Consider the following 20,924-nt stretch of genomic DNA (forward strand, 5'->3'; position numbering starts at 1 on the left):
CGCGCTCAGCCCGCGGACCGCAGGAGGCGTCCGAGAGCCGTGCGGGAGGTGACGCCCAGCTTCGGGAAGATGCGGTGCAGGTGATTGCTGACGGTCCGGTGGGACAGGTACAGCTTCTCGCCTATCTCCCGGTTGGTGAGGCCTTCCGCCGCCATCAGCGCGATCTGCAGCTCCTGGGGGCTGAGCAGCTCGTGCACCTTCGGCACGCGTTCCGAGCTCGACTCGCCGGCGGCGCGCAGCTCCCGGCGGGCCCGTTCGCCGAAGGCGACGGCACCCAGCGCGTCGAACGCGTCGCGAGCGGCCCGCAGGGGATCGCGGGCCCGGGTGTCCAGGCGCCTGCGGCGCAGCCACTCGCCATGGGCGAGCTGGGTACGGGCACGGGCGAAGGGCCAGCGGGTCAGGTCGGCCCCGAGCGCCTCCTCGAAGCAGCGCTCGGCGTCCTCGTCCTCGTGGGCCAGCACGGCCCGTGCGAAGCGCACCCCCACATGCAGGGCCGTCGAGGGAGTGGTGGCTGCTATGTCCTCCATGCGGCGGACGATGTCCCGGATCTCGTCGGCGCGATGTGCCCGGTGGGCGACATCGACGAGGTCGATCAGTCCGTAGCACCGCAGGGTCGGGTGGTACGCGGCGGCGGCCGGATCGTGCAACTGCCGCAAGTGCCACATGGCTTCGTCGTACGACTCGCGTGCCGCCGCCACCTGGGCGAGAGCCATCCGGGCCGTCGCGAGAACCGGCCGGGCCTGCAGATCGGCGCCCAGACGGAGCGACTCCTGCGCCAGTTCCTCCGCCTCGTCCAGCTCCCCCTTCAGCGCGGCGATCAGGGCCTGTGTCGAACGGGCCGTCCCGTACATCAGGGGCTGGCTGGTCTCCTGGCACAGCCGGGCGGCTTCCGAGGCGGAGGGAATGGCCACCGCCAGGTCGCACAGCAGCGCGGCACTCCACGCCCGGGCGGCGAGTGCGCGGGCCAGCAGCCCCAGCCGCCCCTGGGCGCGCAGCCCGGACAGGGACGCGGCGGAGAAACCGGCGGCCAGCTCGAAGGCCCCGACCAGGACGGCGGACGTGCCGAGGAGCCGGTCGGTGAGCGCGTCGCCGCTGGGACGGGCCGCCCAGTGCCGCAGCCTGGTGATGACGTGCGCCCCGTGCGCCACCGGCGAGGTGTAGGCCAGGATGGCCAGAACCTGCGGTTCGTTGTCGAGGGGCAGGCGCCCGGCCGTGTCGGCCACGGCTCGCGAGGCGCCGTCACCGCCCTCCACCCAGAAGCAGCGCAGGGCCGCCGTCCACAGGATGCGCAGCGCGAGTTCGACGTTGCCGTCGGAGGCCACCTCCTCGGCCAGGGCGGCCAGGGTGAAGGCGTCCGTGTCGTCGTGCACGCCGTCCTGGAAACGGACGGACGTCCAGGTGGCCCGAGCCTGCTGCTGTGCGGACATCGGGTGGACAGCCGCCTGCTCGAGCAGCCGGACCACCTCGTCGCGTCGCCCCGACTCCACGGCGATGTCGGCGGCGCGCAGCAACAGCTCGGCCCGGCGTTCGGGACGACTGTCCAGCCGGGCGGCGTGTTCCAGCGCGATGACCGCCGACATGACGCCGCCCCGCCGCTCGATGCGCCGGGACGCCGCCTCCAGAGCGACGGCGACATGGTCGTCCGGCGGTGGGTGCGAGGCCGCCAGATGCCAGATCTGACGCTCGGTCTGCTGGTCCAGCGCCTTCGCCAACGCAGCTCGCACCGCGTAGTGCTGGTGTGCGCTCGTCTCGGAGAGGACGGCGGCACGGATCAACGGGTGGCGAAAGCGCAGTTCGTCGCCGGACAGGACGACCAGACGGGCGTCGACGGCAGGGGCCAGGTCATCGATGCGGGCAGCCGTGTCGCCGATCAGCCGGGCGGCGTCGAGGACCTCCGTGACGGCGCTGCCGTCGTTGGCGGCAGCGATGACCAGAAGTGTCCTCGTCCGCGGGGGGAGTGCGGTGATCCTTGAGCGGAAAGCTTTCTCCAGTCGGGTGGAGAGAGGCAGCCACGCCGTGCCCACCGCGGTCGTCGCGTGGGCCTGCTGCGCGGCGTGCGTCAGTTCTGTCAGGGCCAGGGGGTTGCCTCCGGACTCGGCGAGGACGCGTTCCCGCAGTACGGGAGGGAGATCCGGAGCCTGGGAATCGACGACCCGCGCGGCGTCGGCCCCCTGCAACGGGGGCAGCGTCACCGTGGGGAGGCCCGCGTCGTCCAGCGGCGAGCCGAGACCTTCGCGGAGAGCGGCGAGCAGCACGATGGGCTCCGAGGCGAGCCGGCGCGCCACGAACGCCAGCACGGTGGCGCTCGCCGCGTCCAGCCAGTGCAGATCCTCGACCACGAGCAGCAGGGGACGCCGGGCGGCCGCCTCTGCCAGGAGGTTGAGGGTCGCCAGCGCCACCAGGAACTGATCGGTGCTGTCCTCGTCCGCCGTGGCGTCGACGGACGCGGCGAGCGCCCTGCGCTGGGAGGGCGGCAACGCCGTGACGTGGGAGCGTACCGGCGCGAGCAGCCGGCCCAGGCCGGCGAAGGGCAGATGGGCGCCCTGTTCGGTGGCGACGGTGGTCAGCACGCCGATGTGCTCGCGAGGAAGGCCGGTGAGCACCTGTTCGAGCAGAGCGGTCTTGCCGATCCCCGGTTCCCCCACGATCAGGAGCGCCCCTCCGCGGCCCGCGCGCAGACGGTCCACGACGGCCCTGACAGTAGCGATCTGGGGATCGCGCCCGATGAATGGCACTGCGCTCGATTCTCGAACCGGTGACCTTGTCGACGGTCATCCTACGGCGGGACGGGGAGGCCTCCCGCTACCCGCCGTCCGCCCGGCTCGGCTTCCCGCACCATGGAGATCACGGCTTTCGGCTCGGGGCAGGGTGCCACGGCATGCCGGAAAGCGGAGCGCAACTGCGGCCCAGGACCGATGCCCAGGTCGTCGCGCAGCCGGTCGCGGACGTCGTCGTAGACGGCCAGCGCCTCCGCGCGGTTTCCGGTGGCTGTCAAGGCTGCCATCAGTTTGGCCTGCAACGACTCGTCGAGCGGGTAGTAGTCGGCGACGCGGTGCAGCTCGTCCACCACCAGGGCGCTGCAGCCTCCCCGCAACGCCGCGTCGGCCGCGTCCTTGGCCGCCGCCAGCCGTTCCCGGTCGAGGGCACCGAAGACGGGGTGACTTCGGGCCGCGGCCGGTATGTCCGTCGCCGCGGGACCTCGCCACAACCGGAGTCCGCGGACGTACTCCTCGACGCCCCGCCGCAGATCTCCCTGCCGGCAGTGGTCGCGGGCCCGCGCCCGCAGCCGCCGGAACATCACCAGATCCAGCCGGTCGTCCGGCACGACCAGCCGATAGGTTCCCGCCTGGCCCAGCAGCCACCGTCCGGCCGCGAGCGTGGGCAGGCCCGGTTCGAGCACCCTGCGCAGCTCGCCGACGTGCCGTCGTACGAGATTGACCGCACTGGACGGGGGAGACTCGCTCCACAGCACGTCCACCACCTCGTGCAACGCGGTGGGCTCACCGGCGCGAGCGAGCAGCAACGCCAGGAGGGTCCGCTGCTGCGGTGGCCCCACCGCCAGATCCGCGCCGTCGCGCCATACCTGCAATGCTCCCAGTACTCCGAAGCCTATGTGCGCCATGGGGAAACGCTATGCCTGGCAAGTCGCCCGTCGCGTACGTCAGATGACGCTATTCATGCAGTCGCACGCCACCCGGTTCGCCCTGCCGGGGAAAGACGGTGGCCAGTTCGGACCGCGAGGAGATGCCGAACTTCGGGAACACCCGGTGCAGATGAGTGCTCACCGTGCGGTGGGACAGAAAGAGGCGCTGCCCGATTTCACGGTTGGTCAGTCCCTCGGCGGCCATGTGCGCGATCTGCAGTTCCTGTGGTGTCAGACGGTCCCGCGCATCCGGTTCGCGGCGTCTTCCGGAGTCGCCGGAGGCCAGGAGTTCCTGGCGGGCACGGTCCGCCCAGGGAATGGTTCCCAAAGCGTCGAATGTGTCCCGGGCGGCGCGCAACTGTACGCGGGAATCCATGACCCGCCGCTGCCGTCGCAGCCACTGTCCAAAGGCGAACTGCAGGCGCGCCCGGTCGAAGGGCCAGGTGCACAGCGTGCCGTCCAGCGCCTGCGTGAACCGCGCCTCGGCGTCCGCGTCGTCGGCCAGTACGGCACGTGCGTAGGACAGGCCGCTGTGCAGAGCCGGGGACGAGGACCGCGGCGCGGCCCGTTCCATCCCGGCGATCACGGCACGGGCCGAGTCGCCCTCCCCGCAGTGGACGGCGGCGTCCGTCAGTTCGATCAGCGCGGAGCAGCGCAGCGCGGTCTGGTGGGCGGCGTCGGTCGGGTCGTGCATCCGCCGCAGGTGCCCGAAGGCCTCACCGAAGCGCCCCGCTCCCATCGCCGCCAGTCCGCGGGCCAGTTGAGCGGTCGCGAGGACGGGACGCGCCGCGACCGGCAGCGCGATGCGCTCCGCCTCTCCCGCGAGTTCCAGTGCCCGTTCGTGCCGCCCCTGCAGAGCGGCCGTACGAGCCTGCGTCGCGAGGTTGAGCCCGTAGAGGTACGTCTGGCCGGTCTCCCGGGCCAGCCGCGTCGCCTCCTCGGCGACCGGAACGGCCGACGCGAGCCGCGCCAGGTGGGCGCCGCTCCAGGCCTGCGCCCCCAGGGCCCGGGCGAGGAGACCGAGGCGCCCCTGCGCCCGCAGGCCGGGGACGGCGGCCGCGGACAGTTCCTCCGCCACGTCGAAGGCGCCGACCAGGAGGGCCGCGCTGCCGATGAGACGTTTCGCCTGGGGATCCGCCCCCGTCAGCGCCGAAGCGGGCCGGAGACGGGCGACCACGCGCGGGCCGCAGGCGACGGGCTGGGCGTGGGCGAGGATCGCGAGCAGACGTGGATCGGTGTCGCGCAGCGGCAGCCGGTTCGCGAGCGCGACGATGTCGTGTCGAGCCGTCTCCCCCGGGTCGGACCAGAAGCAGCGCAGTGCGGCGCTCCACAGCACGGTGCCGGCGAGATCGGCCTCGCCCTCCACCAGAACGGTCCTGGCCAGCCGCGTCAGCGCGGCGGCCCCTTCGCCGGCGTCGCGCATGCCGTCCTCCAGGCTGCCCCTGATCCACTGCAGACGGGCCCGCTGCCGGGGCGCCGTGGCCCAGGGCTCCGCTGTCTCCAGCAGCCGGGTGACCAGATCGTGCCGGCCGGTGTCCACGGCCAGGGCCGCGGCCCGGAGAAGTCTCTCGACTCTCTGGGAGCTGTCGCCGCTGAGCCGGGCCGCCTGGCTCAGTGCCCTGACGGAGTCGGCGGGGCCACCGCGTCGCCGGACCCGGTCGGCGGCCTGGTCGAGACGTACCGCCAAGCGCTCGTCGGGCCGGGTCGCCGCGGCCGCCTCGTGCCGGGTCCGCCGATCGGAGCCCGCCGGAAGACTGCGGGCCAGCGCGGCGTGCGCCGCGTCGCGCCGGTCGGCCGGCGTGCCCTGGCGGACGGCCGAACGCATCAGGGGGTGACGGAAACGGACGGTGTCCCCGACCACCTCCACCAGGCGCGCGGACACCGCGGGTTCCAGATCGGACGCCCGCGCCTCGACCGGACCGTCCAGCGATGCCGCGAGCAGGATCTCGGGGAGAGCGGAGCTGTCGTGGCACGCGGCCATCAGCAGCAGACGGCGAGTCGCGGAGGGAAGGGCGTGCAGTCCGGTGGTGAACGCGTCCTGCAGGCGCCGGGACATGGGCGTCCAGGGGCCCTCGGGCCAGGCGGTCCCCGTCAGGTCCGTGGCGTCGGTGGCCAGTTCCGTCAACGCGAGGGGATGGCCCGCGGCTTCCCGCAGGAGGCGTCCGCGGATCGCCGGGTTCAGGTCCGGGGTCCGTGCGTCGACCAGGCCGGCGGACGCCTCAGGAGAGAGGGGCCCGAGCGTCAGTCGGGGAACGCCGACCGTGGCCAGGTGCGAGGGGCCGCCCTCGGGCAGGGCCGCCAGCAGCAGGATCGGCTCGGACTCCAGCCGCCCGGCGAGGAAGGCGAAGACTTCCGAGCTGGCGGGGTCGAGCCGGTGGGCGTCGTCGACGATCAGTACGACGGGGGAGTGCGCGGCGGCCCGGGCCAGCAGATTCAGGGTGGCGTGAGCCACGGGCAAGGGCTCGGGAATTCCGGAGTCCCGCACGCCGAAAGCGGCTTCCAGAGCGGTGTGCTGAGCCTCGGGCAGATCCTCGATCAATGAGCGGACCGGATAGATCAGCTGATGCAGGCCGGCGAAAGGAAGAAATGCCTCCGATTCCACGCCGACCGTCGTGAGAACGCGCAATCCGTTGTCCGCCGCATGGCGCGCGGAGTCGTCGAGAAGGGCGGTTTTCCCGATCCCTGGTTCCCCGCGTACGAGAACCGCTCCACCGTGGCCGCGGAGGTCGCTGATCCGGTGGTGAAGAAGAGAGGTCTCCATTTCGCGGCCGAACAGCGTGCCGCTCCGCGACGTCACCGTCGGGGCACCTCCAGAGGACTTCACCATCGGGGCACCTCCGGAGAACGCGTGTCGCGGGCAACGAATTCCGCGGGGCGCGGGGGAGTTCGGTCCGTCGGCTGAACACTCCTGCCCGAGCGTGGAAGCCCGGCCGGTGTGCAGCAGCAGGAGCTTAGGAACTCGGGGATGACCAATCTGTGCCGAGAAGATGGACGGCCGACGAGGCGACGTTCACCGGTGACCGGGCGCAGTGACCGGGCGCAGGTCACCGTGCGCAGATGAGGTCACCGTACGCAGATGCAGCGTTGCTCGGTAGACGAGGTGAGGGGCGGCAGCGTTCAGCTGCGGGCTGCGGGCTGCGGGCTGCGGGCCGTGGGCTTGTGGGACGTGGGACGTGGTTCGTGGGACGGGGAGGGGGTGCCTCGGGCCGATTCTCCTCATTCTCCTCCGCCGGGGCACGCATGACGGAAGGCCGGCGGGCCCGGGGGAACCGGGTTGTCCGCCGGCCGATCAGGTCGGGGCACCAGTAAGGCGATCAGGAGGGAATGCCGTGCCGCTTCGACCAGTCGAGAACGTGGTCGGCGACTTCGCGCCAGCCGTGATCGACGGTCAGGGAGTGACCGCGGTCCGGGAACTGCTCGAGCTCGGTCACGGCGGACGAACCCCGGTACAGCCTGTGGGTGGAGCGCGTCACCACATCCGGGACAGTGTGATCGGCCTGTCCCGAGATCAGCAGCAGCGGACCGCGCTCCGCCCGGCTCGTGGCCACTTCAGCAGGTGAGTTCCGCGTGAAGTTGGCGAACGCGGCCTCGAAGAGCGGGCGCCCGGGCGACGGGATCGTGTACCGGTCGAACAGCGCGTCGGATTCGGCCTGCGGCAACGCGTTGCCGAAGCCGTACCTGAACTGTCCGGCGGTCAGCGACACGGCCCTGCGCCTGTTGGCCGGGTTGCCGAGCACCGGGAAGCCGGAGCGCAGTTGGGCGAAGGGCAGGGCCTTGACGCCCTTGATCTGAGCCGGGTCGATGGCGACCGCACCGCGGCCGAGTCCCTGGCCGAGCAGCTTCTGTGCGATCAGCCCGCCGAAGGAGTGGCCGATCAGCAAAGGCTGCTGGTCAAGGCCGCGCACGACGGCGGCGTAGTGGTCGGTGACATCGTCGATGCCGAAGCCGGCTACCGCCTCGGGCCGGGTTCTGGACTCGGCCACGGTCTCCGCCTCGCCAGGCCACCCGGGTGCGACGGGGTCGAAGCCGTTCTGGGAGAACAGTTCCTGCCAAGGCTGCCACGACGACGCGTGCAGCCACAGGCCATGGATGAAGACGACAGGAACCAGGGGTGCTGACATGGTCCGCTCCTGAAGCGTTGTTGCCGGGGTCCGTGCCCCGGCGATGAGTTCTTCGCAGCGTGCCGTGCCGTATACCCGGGCCGAATCCGTCAGATGACTCCGCGTTCGTTCGGCCAGGGGCACGAGAGGGGTGACGGTGCTCGCCGTGTCGTACCGGGAGCGTGAACCGGTGCACGCAGGGCAGGCCGAACGCGTGGTCTCGCGTGCCCGGGCCACGAGGCTCGCGTGGGGGACAACTATTTGTCGACGTCGCGAGTCTTCGTCGGTGATCACGTCGTGATCGCACTGACGAGGAGAACATCATCACCGCCATACGAAAGACCTTGACTGCCACCGCAGTTGTCGGCGCCGTCCTGGCGGGTTCGGCCGCCTGCGGCACCGTGGAGCAGCTCACCGCCGGTAAGAAGCTCGACGCGGCCTTCGAGAAGCTCGCGAGCGAGAAGTCGATCTCCTTCGAGCTCGATTTCGACACGGACGCCCGGAGTCTGAAGGCGCTGGACGCCTCGATGGATCCGGAGCCCGGCGAGGAGCTGCCCGACGAGATGGCCGACCTGTTCAGTGGCGCCAGGATCAGTGTCACCGTGCAGTCGAAGAAGCCGATCGGGGAGTCCGGGGAGAAGGACTACGTCGGGATGGCGCTGAAGATCAGCACCGAGGACGGCGACCTCACCGAGTACCGGGTCGTCGGCGACTACACCTACATCCGCTCCGACGTGAACGCCCTCGGCAAGGCGATGGGTTTTCCCGTGCCGTCGACGAACGACCTGCCCCCGGAGGCGAGCGGGCTCAAGAAGGTGCTCGACGGCGAGTGGGTGAAGGTCGACACCAAGGAGATGGAGCAGAGCGCCGAGGAGATGGGCGCGGAGCCCGGGGCGACGCCCGCGCCGGAGCCCACCCTCGATGCCAAGGCGCAGAAGCAACTGCTGGACGCCCTGCGCGAGACCATCGCCCGCGAGGTCGATTTCAAGACCGCCGACGACAAGGACGGTTCCGAGCACATCACCGCCACCGCTCCGTTCCAGACGCTGATCACGAAGTTCCTCGGTGAGATCCGTCCGCTCGCGAAGAACTTGCCGCCGGGCATGGACCTGCCCACGGACGAGGACCTCAAGGACGCCCCGAACGCCAAGGTCACGGCGGACTTCACGCTGAAGAACGGCGAGCTGACCCAGGTCTCCGTCGACCTGGCCGAGCTGGCCGAGAACCCGAAGGTGAAGAAGCTGGGCCTGGTGGTGCGGATGAGTGAGGGCCAGAAGCCCACGGCCCCGGCCGGCGCCACCGAACTGAACATGGACGAGGTCCTGGGCGGGTTCGGCGCCGCGATGATGGGTGAGGGGGCCTTCACCGAGGACGCGGCATAGCCATGCGGCAAAGTCACGCGCCACACCGCTCCCCACCACGCCAGGCCGCGCACGGCGGCGCCGGACTCCACTCTTCCGGACCGCCGTGAGCCGTGCTGAGCAGCGGCCTTACCGCATCGTGCCTATCGTTGACGCATAGGGCTACCCGATGGAGGGACGGAGGGTCCGGTGAGCGGGCGCACCGACCTGTTTGACGTGGAGCAGGTGTCCGGGGGCCGTGTCGTGCTGCTCCTGGACGGTGGCGGCCGCGTGGTGATGTGCCAGGGACAGCTGCGCACGGTGACCGACCGCCGGGCCGAGGACGTGTGCGGTGGGCATGTGAGTGAGCTGCCGATCGACTTCGACGGCTGGGACCCGGTTTCCGCCCCGCTCCCGCCGCAGGACCGCAGCGGCTGGGCGGACGTGCGGCATCAGGACGGTGCGACGACGCGGGTGTGGTGGGAGGCGCACCGTACCCAGGGGACGGAGGGAAGGGGCTGTCTCGTAGAGATCGTCCCGGCCCTGGTGGCGGTGCGCCGCGAGGAGGACACCGCACTGGTACGGGCACTGTTCCAACAGACGAAGGTCGGTGTCGCGATCCATGACCTTGATCTGTCCATGACGCGGCTGAACCTCACACCCGAGTTGTTCGGCCCGCCGTCGGCCTCGGGGACGCCAGTCGACCCGCTGGGAAAGGGGACCGAGGAGGCTGTGCTGCCGGAGGACGCCGCCGCGGTGAACGAGCAGCTGCGACGCGTGGCGGACACCGGTGAACCGCTGGTGGACTGGGTGCACCGGGCCCGGCGTCGTGACGCGCCCGAGCTGGAACGGGCGGTGTCACTGTCGGCCTTCCGGCTCGAGGACGTCGGCACCCGCCCGATCGGCGTGGCGGCGATCTTCACCGAGGTGACCGACCAGTACGCGGCCCGGCAGCGGATGGCTCTCCTCCAGTCGGTGGCGGAGCGCATCAGCGGCGATCTGGACATGCGCCGTATCGCGGAGGAACTGGCGGACTGCCTGGTGAGCAAGGGGTTCGCGGACCTGGTCGCCGTCGATCTGATGGAGGCCGTCCTGCTGGGAGAGGAGCCCAGCGACTTCCGGTCGGGTGCCCCTCTGCGGCGCGTCGCCGTCTCGGCCCACGACGGGCAGTGGCCGACCGAGGTGTACGCCCGTGACGCGGCCTTCCGGCTACGGCAGAGCGAGAGCGACGATCTGAACCTCGGACGTCCCGTCGTCGACTCGGAACTGAGCCGGCTTCGGGAGACGCTGGCCGACGACCCCGCCCGTGCGCGGTTGTTGTTGCCGGACGCGGCGTCGTCCTTCATCGTCGTCCCGTTGACGGCACGGGGACATGTCCTGGGTGCCGTGCCCCTGTGGCGGACCCGTCGGCAGCCTCCGTACGGGCAGGCCGACGCCGAATTCGCCCAGGTGATCGTCTCCCGCGCCGCGTTGGGACTGGACAACGCACGCCGCTACACCCGCGAGCAGCGCACCGTCGAAGCCCTTCAGCGCAGTCTGCTGCCGTCGGCGGTCAGCGAGACCAGCGCGGTGCAGACGGCCGGGCGGTACGTCCCTGCCGCCACGACGGCGGGCATGGGCGGAACCTGGTTCGACGTGATTCCGTTGTCCTCGGCCCGGGTGGCGATGGTCGTGGGGCAGGTCGCCGGACACGGCTTGGGGGCGTCGGCGACGATGGGCCGTCTGCGGACGGCTGTGCAGACGCTCGCAGATCTGGAGCTGCCACCCAGCGAGCTGCTGACCCACCTGGACGATCTGGCGGTCCGGCTCGGCGAGGCGGGGGCGGGGGCGGAGACGGGAGAGGAGGGCGACGAACCGTCGGTCCGACTCGTACGGCCGGTGGTGCCCACCGGCCCGCTGGCGACCGGAGCCACCTGCCTGTACTGCGTGTACGACGCCGTCGAGGGCCGGTGTGAGATGGCCAGCGCCGGGCACCCTGTCCCGCGGCTCGTCATGCCGGGCGGGGATGCGCGGGACCTCGGGCTGAAGCCCGGACCGGCACTGGGCGTAGGGGGAAACCCGTTCGAGTCGGTCACCGTCGAGCTGCCGCCGGGCAGCCTGCTCGCCCTCTTCACCGGCCCCCTCTTCACCGGCCCCCACTTCACCGACTCCCTCCTTGCCGACTCCCTCCTCGCCGGGGACGAAGACGGCCTGCGCCGGCACCGGTTCACCGGGACGCTGCGGACGGCCGTCGAGCAGCAGGACACGGCGGCGGAAGCAGCGCGCCGGGTGGTCGAGGAACTCCTGCCCGTCCCTCCGGACGAGGACGTGTCCTTCCTCGTCGCCCGGACCCGCCGTCTGGCCTCGGACAGGGTCGCCTCCTTCGCCTTCCCCGCCGATCCCGCGGTCGTCGCCCAGGCACGGAAGTTCGCGGACGGCCACCTGGAGAGATGGAACCTGGGCCACCTGACGTTCAGTACCGAACTGATCATCAGCGAGCTCGTCACCAACGCCATCCGCTACGGAGGGGAGGGGCCGTTCCGGCTGCGACTCGTCCTGGACACGGTGCTGACGTGTGAGGTGTCCGACACCAATGAGACGCAGCCACGCCTGCGCAGGGCGCGGCTGACGGACGAGGGCGGACGGGGACTGTTCCTCGTCGCGCAGCTCTCCCACCGCTGGGGAAGCCGCTACACGGAGCACGGCAAGACGTTGTGGACCGAACAACTCCTGACCGACGCCTTCGAGTTCGACGACGGGCCGTGAGGCCGCCCTGCGTCACGCCACCCTCCACGCCTGCAGCGGCAAGGGACGGATCGAACCTGCCGAGCCGGCGGCCGCCGTCACTGGGCATCCCGCCGAGGCCGGCTGTCGTTGCCCTGTGATACTTCATGCCTGTGACCAGTAAGAATCCCCGTCTCGTGACATCAGCTGCCCCGCCGGCCAGGCGACAGATCCAGTCCTGGCAGGACGCCGAGCACAACGCTGCGGCATGGATGCGTCACTGGGGCTTCAGCGACGCCCAGGCGAAGCCAGGCGGCGCTGACGGAGGTATCGACGTACGCTCGCGCCGCGCCCTGGGACAGGTCAAGTATCAGGCTGCCGCCGTCGGCCGCCCGGAACTGCAGAACCTCTTCGGCGCCCGGGGCCGCGACATGCACAAGCAGCTGTTCTTCTTCACCGGCAGCAGCTATGCCACCACCGCCGTCGCATACGCCGACACCAACGACATCGCTTTGTTCGTCTACGCCCTGGACGGGGCGATGACCCCCGTCAACAAGGTTGCCCGGCGTCTTGGCAGACCACCGGCCCCCATCACGCCCCAGACGCCGCCCCGGCTCCTGCCCCTCACTTCGGTTGCCGTCACCGCGGCCCCACCCGCTCCGCGGCCCTCGGAGTCTCCCCAACCGCATGGGCCGAAGATACCCAGATGGGGCCGGATCGTCCTGGGGCTGGTTCTGGCCGCCGTAGCCGTCGCGGTTCCCCAGGAGTCCACGGTCGTTCCATGGCCCAACACGACCGTCATGACCATCGGACTGCTGGTGATTCCCGTCATCCTGATCGTCTGGGGGTTGGCGGCGAAGAACCAGCGTAGTTTCGTGCCCACTGGCGCCGGCCTGTTCCTCATCGATTTGGCCTTGGGCTGGATGATGAACCGGCATTTGTCGGAAAACAAAGCTTTTTGGATCCTCATCGTCGTCGTTCTCGGCGTTGCGACCCTGTTGATCCGATTGAACGCCCGAGACCGTGCTCGGGCTGCTGCGGCGGTCGTGGCCGACCAGGCCACGTCGGACTGACTCCTCTGCCTGCCGGTGCGCAGCCCTCCGCATCGGCTCGCCGATATGTACACGAACACGGTTGACTTCCCGCACCAGGACGGCGAAGGGCTGTGCCCAGCCGGTAACGTGGCCGAGGCCGGCGGGGACGCGGCCAGGCGTACATGTGCCCATCGGCCGCTGGAGGACTTGTGCAACGTGGCGAAGTCTGGTGGGTCCAGTTCGACGAGCGGAGGTTGGTCGTACTGCTGTCGGGAGACGACACGTCCGGGATCCGGGTGATGCAGGTCGTCGCTCCGGCGGGCGTCGACATCAGCGGTCTGGGTATCGAAGTGACGGTCGGCACCGGTGAAGGACTGCCGTTCGAAGGCGTGCTGCGGCTCGCGTTCCCGAGTCCAGGCTTCACCCCGTGCACGTGGCTGACCACTGTGTCCCGGGACGACCTGATGGAGCGGGCGGCCGTCCTGTCCTCCGTGAAGCTCAGCGAGATCGACGACGCCATCCGACTCGCTGAACAAGCGCGGGAGCGGACCCCGGCCACGACCGCGAAGCTCAGCGAGATGAGGAATGCCCTCCGTCTCGGTGAACTCGGGTAGACGGAGAAGGAGCCGACGCCCGCGACGGCGTGGGCGGCCACTCCCGCGCACTCGCGGACGGCCGGCCGGAAATCGCCCGCCATCACGAGCCGTGTCGATTGGCGCTGTCGCGGGAACAGCGAAGCCCCGGAGGCCCCGGATGCCCTCTACTTCCCAAGGTGAGGTGCCCGATTCGTCGGCAGTCGGCACTCGTATAGTTGCTGCATGGTGACTGCGACGGTCCGTGAGTGGCACGACGAGGAAGGGTGGGGGGTACTCGACTCTCCCGAGACACCCGGCGGTTGCTGGGGCCACTACTCCGTCATCCAGACGAGGGGCTTCCATACGCTGTCGCCGGGACAACGGGTGGATCTCCGATGGGAAGCCCCTGGCTACAAGCAGGACGGCTACACCTACCGCGCCGTGAACATAGCGCCTCGGCCGGCCTGACCTCCACATCTTCTTTCAGCGCAGTTGCTCGGCCAGGCCGACGATGATGCCCTCCGGGCCGCGGAGGTAGCAGAGCAGGTAGCTGTCCTCGAACCGGGCGATCTCGCCGACAAGTTCGGCGCCGTGAGGGCGCAGGCGGGCAACGGTGTCCTCGATGTCGTCGACGGCGAACATGACGCGATGCGTGCCCAGAACGTTGTGCGGCCGGTTGCGCGGCCCGGCACTGATCGCCTCGGGGCTGCGGTACTTCGCCAGCTCGAGCCGGCTGTGACCGTCCGGGGTCCGGACCATCGCGATGTCACAGTGGACGCCGTCGAGTCCGGTGCACCGGTCGGCGAAGAGGCCCTTGACCTCCGCCCTGCCCTCCAGCTCCATACCGAGTTCCAGGAAGAACGCGATGGAGGCGTCCATGTCCTCGACGACGATGCCGACGTTGTCCATCCGCTGAATCGCCATGCTGGTTTCTCCTTCTTCCCCATGTGGCCGGTGGTGGCCGCTGATGCCCCTGGGACGAAGCCGGTCACGCGTTCTCGACATCCGCAGGCCGCCGAGGCCGAGACGTCGGCTTCGGAGGGCGGTGCCGCGACCGACAGTGACAGGCTCGTCCCGGCCACGGCACACCACCCCGCCAGATGCCTTGCGCGGCGGTACGTCAGGCCGGGGCGTCGGCGTCCTGCGCGGCGGCCGTGAACGCCTCGGGGCCCTGCTCCGCCGCCACCGGGTCCATCCACATGACCTGCCAGCCGTGGCCGTCGAGGTCGAAGAAGCTGCGTGAGTACATGAAGCCGTAGTCCTCGGGGCCGTCCGCCTCGGAGCCGCCCGCCGCGAGCGCGGCGGCGCTGACCGTATCGACCTCGTCACGGGACGACACGCTGAAGCAGTACAGCGCCAGCGTGTGCGTGGTGGGATCGGCCATCGGCAGTTTCGCGAACTGCGCGAACTTCTCCCGGCTGAGCAGCATGACGAAGGCGTTCTCGCCGACCAGCATGCAGGCGGCGGTCTCGTCGGTGAAGTTCGGGTTGAAACCGAACCCGAGATCGGCGAAGAACGCCTTGCTGCGGTCGAGGTCGGTGACGGGGATGTTCACGAACAGCATGCGGCCGGGGTGCGCGGGATTCGTCATGGCGGGTCTCCAGTCGGTGTCTCGATGGCGTACGTCCTGGTAGACCGGCCCGGTCGGCGGAACTCATCGGTGGCTCTTCGCCGAGTACGCAGCCGAGCGCCGCGACCCTCGTGGCCGTGGCGCGGTCCGATACCCGACGGCCGCACCTGAACGCCGACGGACGGACAGGTGGCCAGGCGCCCCTCGCACTCGGGCCCGCCGACCCTGGTTGCGGATCGGCGTGAGCGGCTGACAAGCTCCGCCCATGGATCCGTTGCGGCTGATCGAGCCGAACCCGGGCAAGTACTCGCTCCTGCTGGACGCAGGCACCACGGACGTGGACGACGTGGTGGCGGAACTCGGTCACGAACCCAACGGGTACTTCTGGGAGGGCATCGCTCAGCTGCTCGTCAGTACCGAGGCGCCGGCGCTGGAAGGACGCTTCTCCTACGACCCGGAGGGAAGCATGTTCTGTGCCTACGGCACGGACCGGAGCGCCCTGGAAGACCTGGCCGGCCGGATGAGCACCGTGGCAGCGGACGGGGACCGCGTAAGGCAGCTGATCGCCCTGGCGGAGGCCAAGGGCTTCGAGTTCGACGACTGAACAGGACCGTCGGGCAGGCATCGGCTGCGGGCCCGGGCTGCCGTCTTCGCCCGCCGGGACGTGCGGGGCGGAAGGACGTGTGCGTCCGGGATTCGACCCGACGGAGGGCCCGGTGCGCGGTGACGGCGTACCGGGCCCGTGCGTCACCCGTAAGTCATCCGGCTCAGGCTCCGGGTTCGGTGGCGGGTTCGGCTCCGGGTTCGGTGGTGGGCGGGGGATTCCAGCCGGCCTCGGGATCGAGCGGCAGTTCCGGGTGGTCACGCTTGAACGCCTCGGCCTGCTTCTCGAGCTTCGGCAGGGCGTGGTCGGGCGCGCCGAAGCCGCGGAACAGGGTCGCGCAGTACTCGCGGGACAGGAACGCCGCGTCCCACTGCCCGTCCGTGCGCACCCATTGATACGTGTGATTGTGCAGATTGAGGAACTGCAGGGTGGCCAGCCGCGGCGGCATCGCACGGAAGGTGCCCTGTCCGACGGCCTCCGCGAGCAGCCCCGAGATCACCTGCTCGAAGTCGGAACGCTGGCCCAGCAGGGTCTTCAGCTCGGCGCCGCTCAGACTGCGGTAGTCGTGCTCGTAGACCCAGATGTGGTCGAGCCTGCGGAAGATGATGGTGAGCAGCGATTCGGACAGCAGGCGCAGCCGCAGCAGGGGATCCGTGTCGAGGTCCGCGATCTGGCGGGCGCGGGAGAGCAGCGGACCCATGACCCGCGCCTGGATCTCGACGAGCAGGTTCTCCTTGGAGCCGATGTAGTAGTACAGGGCTCCCTTGGCGAGGCCCACCGCCCGGCCCAGGTCGTTGATGGACGTCGCCGCGTAACCCTGCTGGGCGAACAGCGACGCCGCGATGTCGATGATCTTCTGGCGTCTGACCTCGAAACCCGGTCCATGGCCCGGCGGTCGTGGCATCGCTTCTCTCCCCGCTTGACGTGACGACGTCGATCAAGGGCGACCCCCGGGACCACGTCGGACGGCTTTTTCGGCAGATCCGGGGGAAGCGGGCTCCGGGGCATCGCTCGGTTTGCTAGACCAGACGGTACGTCAAAGGGACGCACCCGGGTGCCCCGGTCACGGCTCCCCGGAGGCGCGACCGGGTCCGGGCGGTTCCGGAAGCCGTCGGCCGCGAGACACTCGTCCTGTGACGGGTGTCCCCAGTGAGGAGTGACGCATGACCACGGTAGGTATCGCCACCGGCGCGGGCAGCGGGACGGGAGAGGCGTGCGCGAGGCGTCTTGCCGAGACGGTGGACGTGCTGTTGCTCGCCGACCGGAACGAGGCGGCCGCGGCCGCGGTCGCGAAGGACGTGTCCGGCCGGGGCGGGAGGGCCGTCGTCGAGCCGTTCGAAGCGGATGTCACCGACGCAGAGGCCCTCGCCCGGCTGGCCCGTCGGGTCGGGGAGCTCGGCACGCTCCGGGCGGTCGCGCACGCCGACGGGGTCGAGCCGGAGGAGGCCGGGTGGCGCCGGATCCTCGAGGTCGACTTCGTCGGAACCGCGCTGGTCGCCGAGGCGTTCCGCCCGTTGGCCACCGCCGGTACGGCGTTCGTGTACTGCGCCTCGGTGTCCCCGCTGATCGCGCACATCGACCCCGACCCGGCGGTCGCGGCCGTCCTGGACGATCCGCTCCACGAGGGGTTCCTCGACCGGATCCGCGAGGCGATCGGCCCGGCAGTCGAGGATCTCGCGTGGGCGTACCCGTGGGCCACCTACGGTGTGCACCGGTTCGCCCGCGCCGAGGCCGTGCGGCTCGGACCGGTGGGCGCCCGGGTGTGCTCCCTGTCGCCCGGTGCCATCGACACCCCGGGGACCCGGCTGGAGGTGGCGCGGCACGAGTCGGTACGGCAGCTCATCGAGCGCACGCCGCTGGGCCGCACCGGCCGGTACGACGAGGTCGCCGCCGTCGCCGCGTTCCTGCTGTCGGACGAGGCGAGCTTCGTCAGCGGCGTCGACATCGTCGTCGACGGCGGCCTGTGCGCGGCGGTGCAGGACGAGTGACGCCGGGTGGCGTGCCCCCGTGCCCCCGGGGCCGCGGGGGCACGCCGACGCGAGGGCGGTGCGGGCCGGGCGCCCCGCCGGGCCGGGGGTCAGGAGGCCGACGCGGGCCCGGCCCGGCAGGGCGCCGAACGGGAGCACCTCATGGCTCATCGTTCATCGCTCGCTCGCACCGCTGACGGCCGCCTTCGACCTCTTCGTCCTCGCTGACCTCGTCGAACCTGCCGAACCCGTCGGATCCGCCGACCTCACCGACGTCATCGAACCCGCCGACCTCGTCGAACCCGGCGATCTCGTCGACCAGCCCCCATCGCCGGGCGGTGACGGCGTCGAGTCGGGCGCCGCCCAGCATCAGCCACGCCGCCCGCCACCGGCCGATCCGCCGCGGCACGCTCACCGTGCCGCCCGCCCCGGGCACCAGCCCCATCGCGACCTCGGGCAGCCGGAAGAACGCCCCCGGTGCGCAGACCAGACGTCCGGCGAAGGCCGCCAGCTCCACGCCCGCGCCCACCGCCGCGCCCTGCACCCGGACCGTCACCCGGTCCCGCATCCGGTCGATCAGCCGCCAGGGCGCCCGGTCCAGCCGTACCAGGCAGGCCGCGACGAGGTCCGTGGCCGTACCGAACTCCGACAGGTCGCCGCCGCTGGAGAACACCGGCCCGGCGCCGGCCAGCTCGACCCGCTCGACGGTGTCGTCGAGAAGGGCGAGTTCCAGGGCCTCGAACAGTTCCTCGCGCATCCGGAAGCTGAACGCGTTGCGCCGGTGCGGCCGGTCGAGCAGGACGGTCAGCCGGTCGTCCTCCCGCCGGACGCGGACCAGCGGGCCCTCGTCCGGAGCGGCTCCGCGTGCACCGCGGCCGGCCAGCCAGGAGGCGAACTCCGTCCCGCCGAGCAGCATCGAGTAGGCCGTCGCCTCGGCCGCCAGGCCCTGCAGGGTGCCGAGGTGTGGCGTCTGCCGCAGCAACTGTCCCAGCGCCAGGCTCGCCCGCGGGCGATGTCCGACGAGACGGGCGAGTTCGTGGAACGAGACCAGCGGATCGTCCACGGTCACCAACTCCCGTGCCCCGGCGTCGACCTGGGGCGCCGCCAGGGTCAGTGTCGCCGCCTCCAGCAGCGGCCGTAGCCGGTCCGGCGGCTGCCGGGTCGCGATGCCGAAGGTCAGCGGCAGGGAGTCGGCCAGCCGGGCGGCCTCGGCCTCGACCCGGCCGGCGTCCACGTCGTGCCAGTCGTCGAGAACCAGGCACCGCACGACGGCGTTCCCCACCCGTCCGTCGGAACGGAGCATCAGTCCCTCGTCGCCGTACGTCGGGTCGGCGCCGCGCGTCGGGCTCATCGGCCCGGTCCGAGGGCCCCGGTGAGCTGTGCGACGGCGTTCCGTGCGACGGCGTTTCGTGCGACGACGTTCCGCGCGGTCCCCGCCCGGCTCACGTCAGGCCGCGCCGCATGGCGTCGGCGACGAGTTCGCCGACGAGGACGGCGGTGGCCGCCGGGCCCCGCAGCGGGGGCGTGGGCAGGATCGATGTGTCCGCGACCCGCAGACCGTCGACGCCGTGCACCCGCCCGTAGGGGTCGACGGCCGCCCGGGGATCGTCGGCCGGGCCCAGGGGAACCGTGCCGCACGTGTGCTGGGACGTGCCGAGGTGCCCAAGGATCCACCGGTCGAGCAGGCGGTCGTCGTCCAGCACCCGCGCCCCCGGTTCCACGAGCCCGTCGCCGACCTCGCCGAAGGCGGGCGTGGCGGCCAGCTCCGCCGTCGCACGGACCGCTTCGCGCATGCGCCGCCGGTCCGGCGCCGTCGACAGATAGCCGTAGTCGAGGCGCGGAGGTGTCGTGGGGTCGGCGGACAGCGTCCGCATGCGGCCGCTGAGCCGCGGGGTCTGGACGGAGACGAGGAAGGCGAGGGGCGCGTCGGGACCGGGAACGGGCACCCGTCCGCCGATGAGCCCGGCCATGGGCACGAGGGACTGGAGTATCTCCAGGTCGCCCGGGTGGTCCCCGTCCGTCGACGACAGGTGCAGGGCCCCGCCGAGCCAGGAGCCGGAGGGGGTCGGCAGCGGTCGTCGCGGCGTCCACTCCAGGGCCACCTGGGGATGGTCGCCGAAGCGGGCCCCGACGGCGGGAGCGTCCCGGACGACGGGGACACCCAGGGCCTCCAGGTCGCGACGCGGCCCGATCCCCGACAGCCGCAGCAGGTGAGGGGAGCGGAACGCACCCGCGCAGAGCACGACTTCGCCGCCGTGGACCACCCTGCGCAGGCCGTGCCGCTCGACCTCCACGCCGGTGGCGCGGCCGCGGGTGACCAGGACCCTGAGGACCGTACTGTCGCCCTCCACCCGGAGGCGGGGACGGTCGGACGCGTCCAGCAGGTAACTCATGCCGGTGTTGACGCGCACTCCGTCGACGGTGTTGGACGGCACCGGGCCGAATCCCGGCGGGTCCTGGGCGTTCTTGTCGGGCTCCTCGGGAAAGCCCAGCCGGAGTGCGGCCGCCCGGAACGCGGCGGCGGCGGGGTGGCTCAGCCCCGTGCGGCGCACGGGCACCGGCCCGCGACCGCCGTGCAGCGGGCCGGCACCGTGGTCGAGGTCGGTCTCCAGGGCGCGGAGCAGGGGCAGCACCCGGTCGTAGGACCAGGCCGCGCCCCCCACGGCCGACCAGCGGGCGAAGTCGTCCCGCCGGGCGCGGACGAAGTACCCGCCGTTGACGGTGGTGGAGCCGCCGAGGCCGCGCCCCCGGACGACCGTGTACGGACGGGCCGGAGTCAGGTGCACGGCGTACGGCTGGACGGCCGGGTGTCCGGGCTGTGCGCCGGGGACGAGCCGCGCGTCCAGCAACCCGGGTGCGAACGCCGACGGGTGACGCGGCACCGGCCCCTGCTCCAGCACCAGCACGGTGCGGCCGGGGTCCTCGCCGAGCCGTGCCGCGAGGGCGGCGCCGCTGCCGCCGGCGCCCACCACGATGACGTCCGGACGGCGTACCCGGCTGTGCCCGTGCTCGGTCCCTCTCATGGGCAAGTGATTGAAATCGCGGTGGCCGGCCCGCGCGGCGGCTCGTCCCGGTGGCCGGGACCGGCCCGCGTACCGGGCGCCGCGGTGACCTAGCGTCGGACGCGTTCGACGAGCCGGCGGCGCGGACCTCAGCGGTTGCGGCGCGAACCCTTCAGTTCCGACACCGGGCGCCGCGGGCGCCCAGGGAGAGTCGCATGGACGAGCTCCGCACCGCCCTGTCCGAAACGGCCGTCACCGAGGCCGCCACCCAGGCCGTCAGCGAGGCCGAGTCCGGCGAGGCCGTCGCCCCGCCGGCGCTGATCGAGGCCGAGGATCTCCTGGAGGAGATCTCCATCGACGGCATGTGCGGCGTCTACTAGGCGCCG

17 protein-coding genes are annotated in these 20,924 nt (G+C 71.5%); 8 read left to right on the plus strand and 9 right to left on the minus strand.

Going from position 1 to position 20,924, the window contains the following annotated elements; translation table 11 throughout:
- Nucleotides 1–5: 5 nt before the first annotated feature.
- The 4 genes from ABT070_RS15530 to ABT070_RS15545 form a co-directional block, all read right to left on the minus strand.
- Complete coding sequence (locus tag ABT070_RS15530; protein WP_351760041.1) at nt 6–2,735, minus strand: ATP-binding protein; 2,730 nt, start codon at nt 2,733–2,735, stop codon at nt 6–8.
- Between the two features lie 41 nt (nt 2,736–2,776).
- Nucleotides 2,777–3,622: an AfsR/SARP family transcriptional regulator gene (locus ABT070_RS15535; RefSeq protein WP_351760044.1), complete on the minus strand. Its 846-nt coding sequence runs from the start codon at nt 3,620–3,622 to the stop codon at nt 2,777–2,779.
- A gap of 49 nt (nt 3,623–3,671) precedes the next feature.
- Nucleotides 3,672–6,470, minus strand: a complete 2,799-nt coding sequence (locus ABT070_RS15540; RefSeq protein WP_351760047.1) for an ATP-binding protein — start codon at nt 6,468–6,470, stop codon at nt 3,672–3,674.
- A gap of 487 nt (nt 6,471–6,957) precedes the next feature.
- Nucleotides 6,958–7,764 carry an alpha/beta hydrolase gene (locus tag ABT070_RS15545; protein WP_351760050.1) on the minus strand — a complete coding sequence of 269 codons (807 nt, stop codon included), beginning with the start codon at nt 7,762–7,764 and terminating at the stop codon, nt 6,958–6,960.
- Between the two features lie 323 nt (nt 7,765–8,087).
- On the opposite strand from ABT070_RS15545, the gene ABT070_RS15550 reads away from it, so the two are divergent.
- The 5 genes from ABT070_RS15550 (at nt 8,088) to ABT070_RS15570 (ending at nt 13,863) form a co-directional block, all read left to right on the plus strand.
- The gene (locus ABT070_RS15550; RefSeq protein ID WP_351760053.1) at nt 8,088–9,125 is read left to right on the plus strand and encodes a hypothetical protein; all 1,038 of its coding nucleotides are present in this window, start codon (nt 8,088–8,090) and stop codon (nt 9,123–9,125) included.
- 168 nt (nt 9,126–9,293) lie between these two features.
- Nucleotides 9,294–11,828 (plus strand): SpoIIE family protein phosphatase, encoded by a 2,535-nt coding sequence (locus tag ABT070_RS15555; protein WP_351760056.1) that lies wholly within the window; start codon nt 9,294–9,296, stop codon nt 11,826–11,828.
- A 125-nt stretch (nt 11,829–11,953) separates the two neighbouring features.
- A complete protein-coding gene (locus ABT070_RS15560; protein WP_451099460.1) occupies nt 11,954–12,859 on the plus strand; it encodes a restriction endonuclease in 906 nt (301 codons plus the stop codon).
- Nucleotides 12,860–13,029: 170 nt separating this feature from the next.
- On the plus strand, nt 13,030–13,434 hold the full coding sequence (locus tag ABT070_RS15565) for a type II toxin-antitoxin system PemK/MazF family toxin (protein WP_351760061.1): 405 nt from the start codon (nt 13,030–13,032) through the stop codon (nt 13,432–13,434).
- Between the two features lie 204 nt (nt 13,435–13,638).
- Complete coding sequence (locus ABT070_RS15570) at nt 13,639–13,863, plus strand: cold-shock protein (protein ID WP_351760064.1); 225 nt, start codon at nt 13,639–13,641, stop codon at nt 13,861–13,863.
- A 15-nt stretch (nt 13,864–13,878) separates the two neighbouring features.
- Here ABT070_RS15570 and ABT070_RS15575 read toward each other — a convergent pair whose 3' ends face one another.
- Entirely contained in the window at nt 13,879–14,319 is a 441-nt protein-coding gene (locus ABT070_RS15575; protein ID WP_351760067.1) for a VOC family protein, read from the minus strand.
- 196 nt (nt 14,320–14,515) lie between these two features.
- Nucleotides 14,516–14,986: a VOC family protein gene (locus ABT070_RS15580; protein ID WP_351760070.1), complete on the minus strand. Its 471-nt coding sequence runs from the start codon at nt 14,984–14,986 to the stop codon at nt 14,516–14,518.
- A 244-nt stretch (nt 14,987–15,230) separates the two neighbouring features.
- On the opposite strand from ABT070_RS15580, the gene ABT070_RS15585 reads away from it, so the two are divergent.
- Nucleotides 15,231–15,569, plus strand: coding sequence for an Imm51 family immunity protein (locus ABT070_RS15585; protein ID WP_351760073.1), 339 nt, complete (start codon nt 15,231–15,233; stop codon nt 15,567–15,569).
- 163 nt (nt 15,570–15,732) lie between these two features.
- Here the strand turns inward: ABT070_RS15585 and ABT070_RS15590 are convergent, their stop codons facing one another.
- Nucleotides 15,733–16,473, minus strand: coding sequence for a TetR/AcrR family transcriptional regulator (locus ABT070_RS15590; protein ID WP_351760075.1), 741 nt, complete (start codon nt 16,471–16,473; stop codon nt 15,733–15,735).
- Nucleotides 16,474–16,732: 259 nt separating this feature from the next.
- On the opposite strand from ABT070_RS15590, the gene ABT070_RS15595 reads away from it, so the two are divergent.
- Complete coding sequence (locus tag ABT070_RS15595) at nt 16,733–17,557, plus strand: SDR family oxidoreductase (RefSeq protein WP_351760078.1); 825 nt, start codon at nt 16,733–16,735, stop codon at nt 17,555–17,557.
- Nucleotides 17,558–17,696: 139 nt separating this feature from the next.
- On the opposite strand, the gene ABT070_RS15600 is transcribed toward ABT070_RS15595, so the two are convergent.
- Both ABT070_RS15600 and mftG read right to left on the minus strand, forming a co-directional pair.
- Entirely contained in the window at nt 17,697–18,887 is a 1,191-nt protein-coding gene (locus tag ABT070_RS15600) for an enoyl-CoA hydratase/isomerase family protein (protein WP_351760081.1), read from the minus strand.
- 91 nt (nt 18,888–18,978) lie between these two features.
- Nucleotides 18,979–20,559, minus strand: a complete 1,581-nt coding sequence (gene mftG, locus ABT070_RS15605) for a mycofactocin dehydrogenase MftG (RefSeq protein ID WP_351760083.1) — start codon at nt 20,557–20,559, stop codon at nt 18,979–18,981.
- Nucleotides 20,560–20,753: 194 nt separating this feature from the next.
- On the opposite strand from mftG, the gene mftA reads away from it, so the two are divergent.
- The gene (gene mftA, locus ABT070_RS15610; protein ID WP_351760086.1) at nt 20,754–20,918 is read left to right on the plus strand and encodes a mycofactocin precursor MftA; all 165 of its coding nucleotides are present in this window, start codon (nt 20,754–20,756) and stop codon (nt 20,916–20,918) included.
- Nucleotides 20,919–20,924: the final 6 nt, after the last annotated feature.

The sequence above is a fragment of the Streptomyces sp. NPDC002884 genome (assembly GCF_040295245.1).
Lineage (GTDB): Bacteria > Actinomycetota > Actinomycetes > Streptomycetales > Streptomycetaceae > Streptomyces.

What these genes read in the sequence shown, in the direction of transcription:
- ABT070_RS15570 (WP_351760064.1), top strand. Translation starts at nt 13,639, where the DNA reads ATGGTGACTGCGACGGTCCGTGAGTGGCACGACGAGGAAGGGTGGGGG.
- ABT070_RS15595 (WP_351760078.1), top strand. Translation starts at nt 16,733, where the DNA reads ATGACCACGGTAGGTATCGCCACCGGCGCGGGCAGCGGGACGGGAGAG.
- mftG (WP_351760083.1), bottom strand. Translation starts at nt 20,559, where the DNA reads ATGAGAGGGACCGAGCACGGGCACAGCCGGGTACGCCGTCCGGACGTC.
- ABT070_RS15600 (WP_351760081.1), bottom strand. Translation starts at nt 18,887, where the DNA reads ATGAGCCCGACGCGCGGCGCCGACCCGACGTACGGCGACGAGGGACTG.
- ABT070_RS15560 (WP_451099460.1), top strand. Translation starts at nt 11,954, where the DNA reads ATGCCTGTGACCAGTAAGAATCCCCGTCTCGTGACATCAGCTGCCCCG.
- ABT070_RS15575 (WP_351760067.1), bottom strand. Translation starts at nt 14,319, where the DNA reads ATGGCGATTCAGCGGATGGACAACGTCGGCATCGTCGTCGAGGACATG.
- ABT070_RS15545 (WP_351760050.1), bottom strand. Translation starts at nt 7,764, where the DNA reads ATGTCAGCACCCCTGGTTCCTGTCGTCTTCATCCATGGCCTGTGGCTG.
- ABT070_RS15535 (WP_351760044.1), bottom strand. Translation starts at nt 3,622, where the DNA reads ATGGCGCACATAGGCTTCGGAGTACTGGGAGCATTGCAGGTATGGCGC.
- ABT070_RS15590 (WP_351760075.1), bottom strand. Translation starts at nt 16,473, where the DNA reads ATGCCACGACCGCCGGGCCATGGACCGGGTTTCGAGGTCAGACGCCAG.
- ABT070_RS15540 (WP_351760047.1), bottom strand. Translation starts at nt 6,470, where the DNA reads ATGGTGAAGTCCTCTGGAGGTGCCCCGACGGTGACGTCGCGGAGCGGC.
- mftA (WP_351760086.1), top strand. Translation starts at nt 20,754, where the DNA reads ATGGACGAGCTCCGCACCGCCCTGTCCGAAACGGCCGTCACCGAGGCC.
- ABT070_RS15585 (WP_351760073.1), top strand. Translation starts at nt 15,231, where the DNA reads ATGGATCCGTTGCGGCTGATCGAGCCGAACCCGGGCAAGTACTCGCTC.
- ABT070_RS15580 (WP_351760070.1), bottom strand. Translation starts at nt 14,986, where the DNA reads ATGACGAATCCCGCGCACCCCGGCCGCATGCTGTTCGTGAACATCCCC.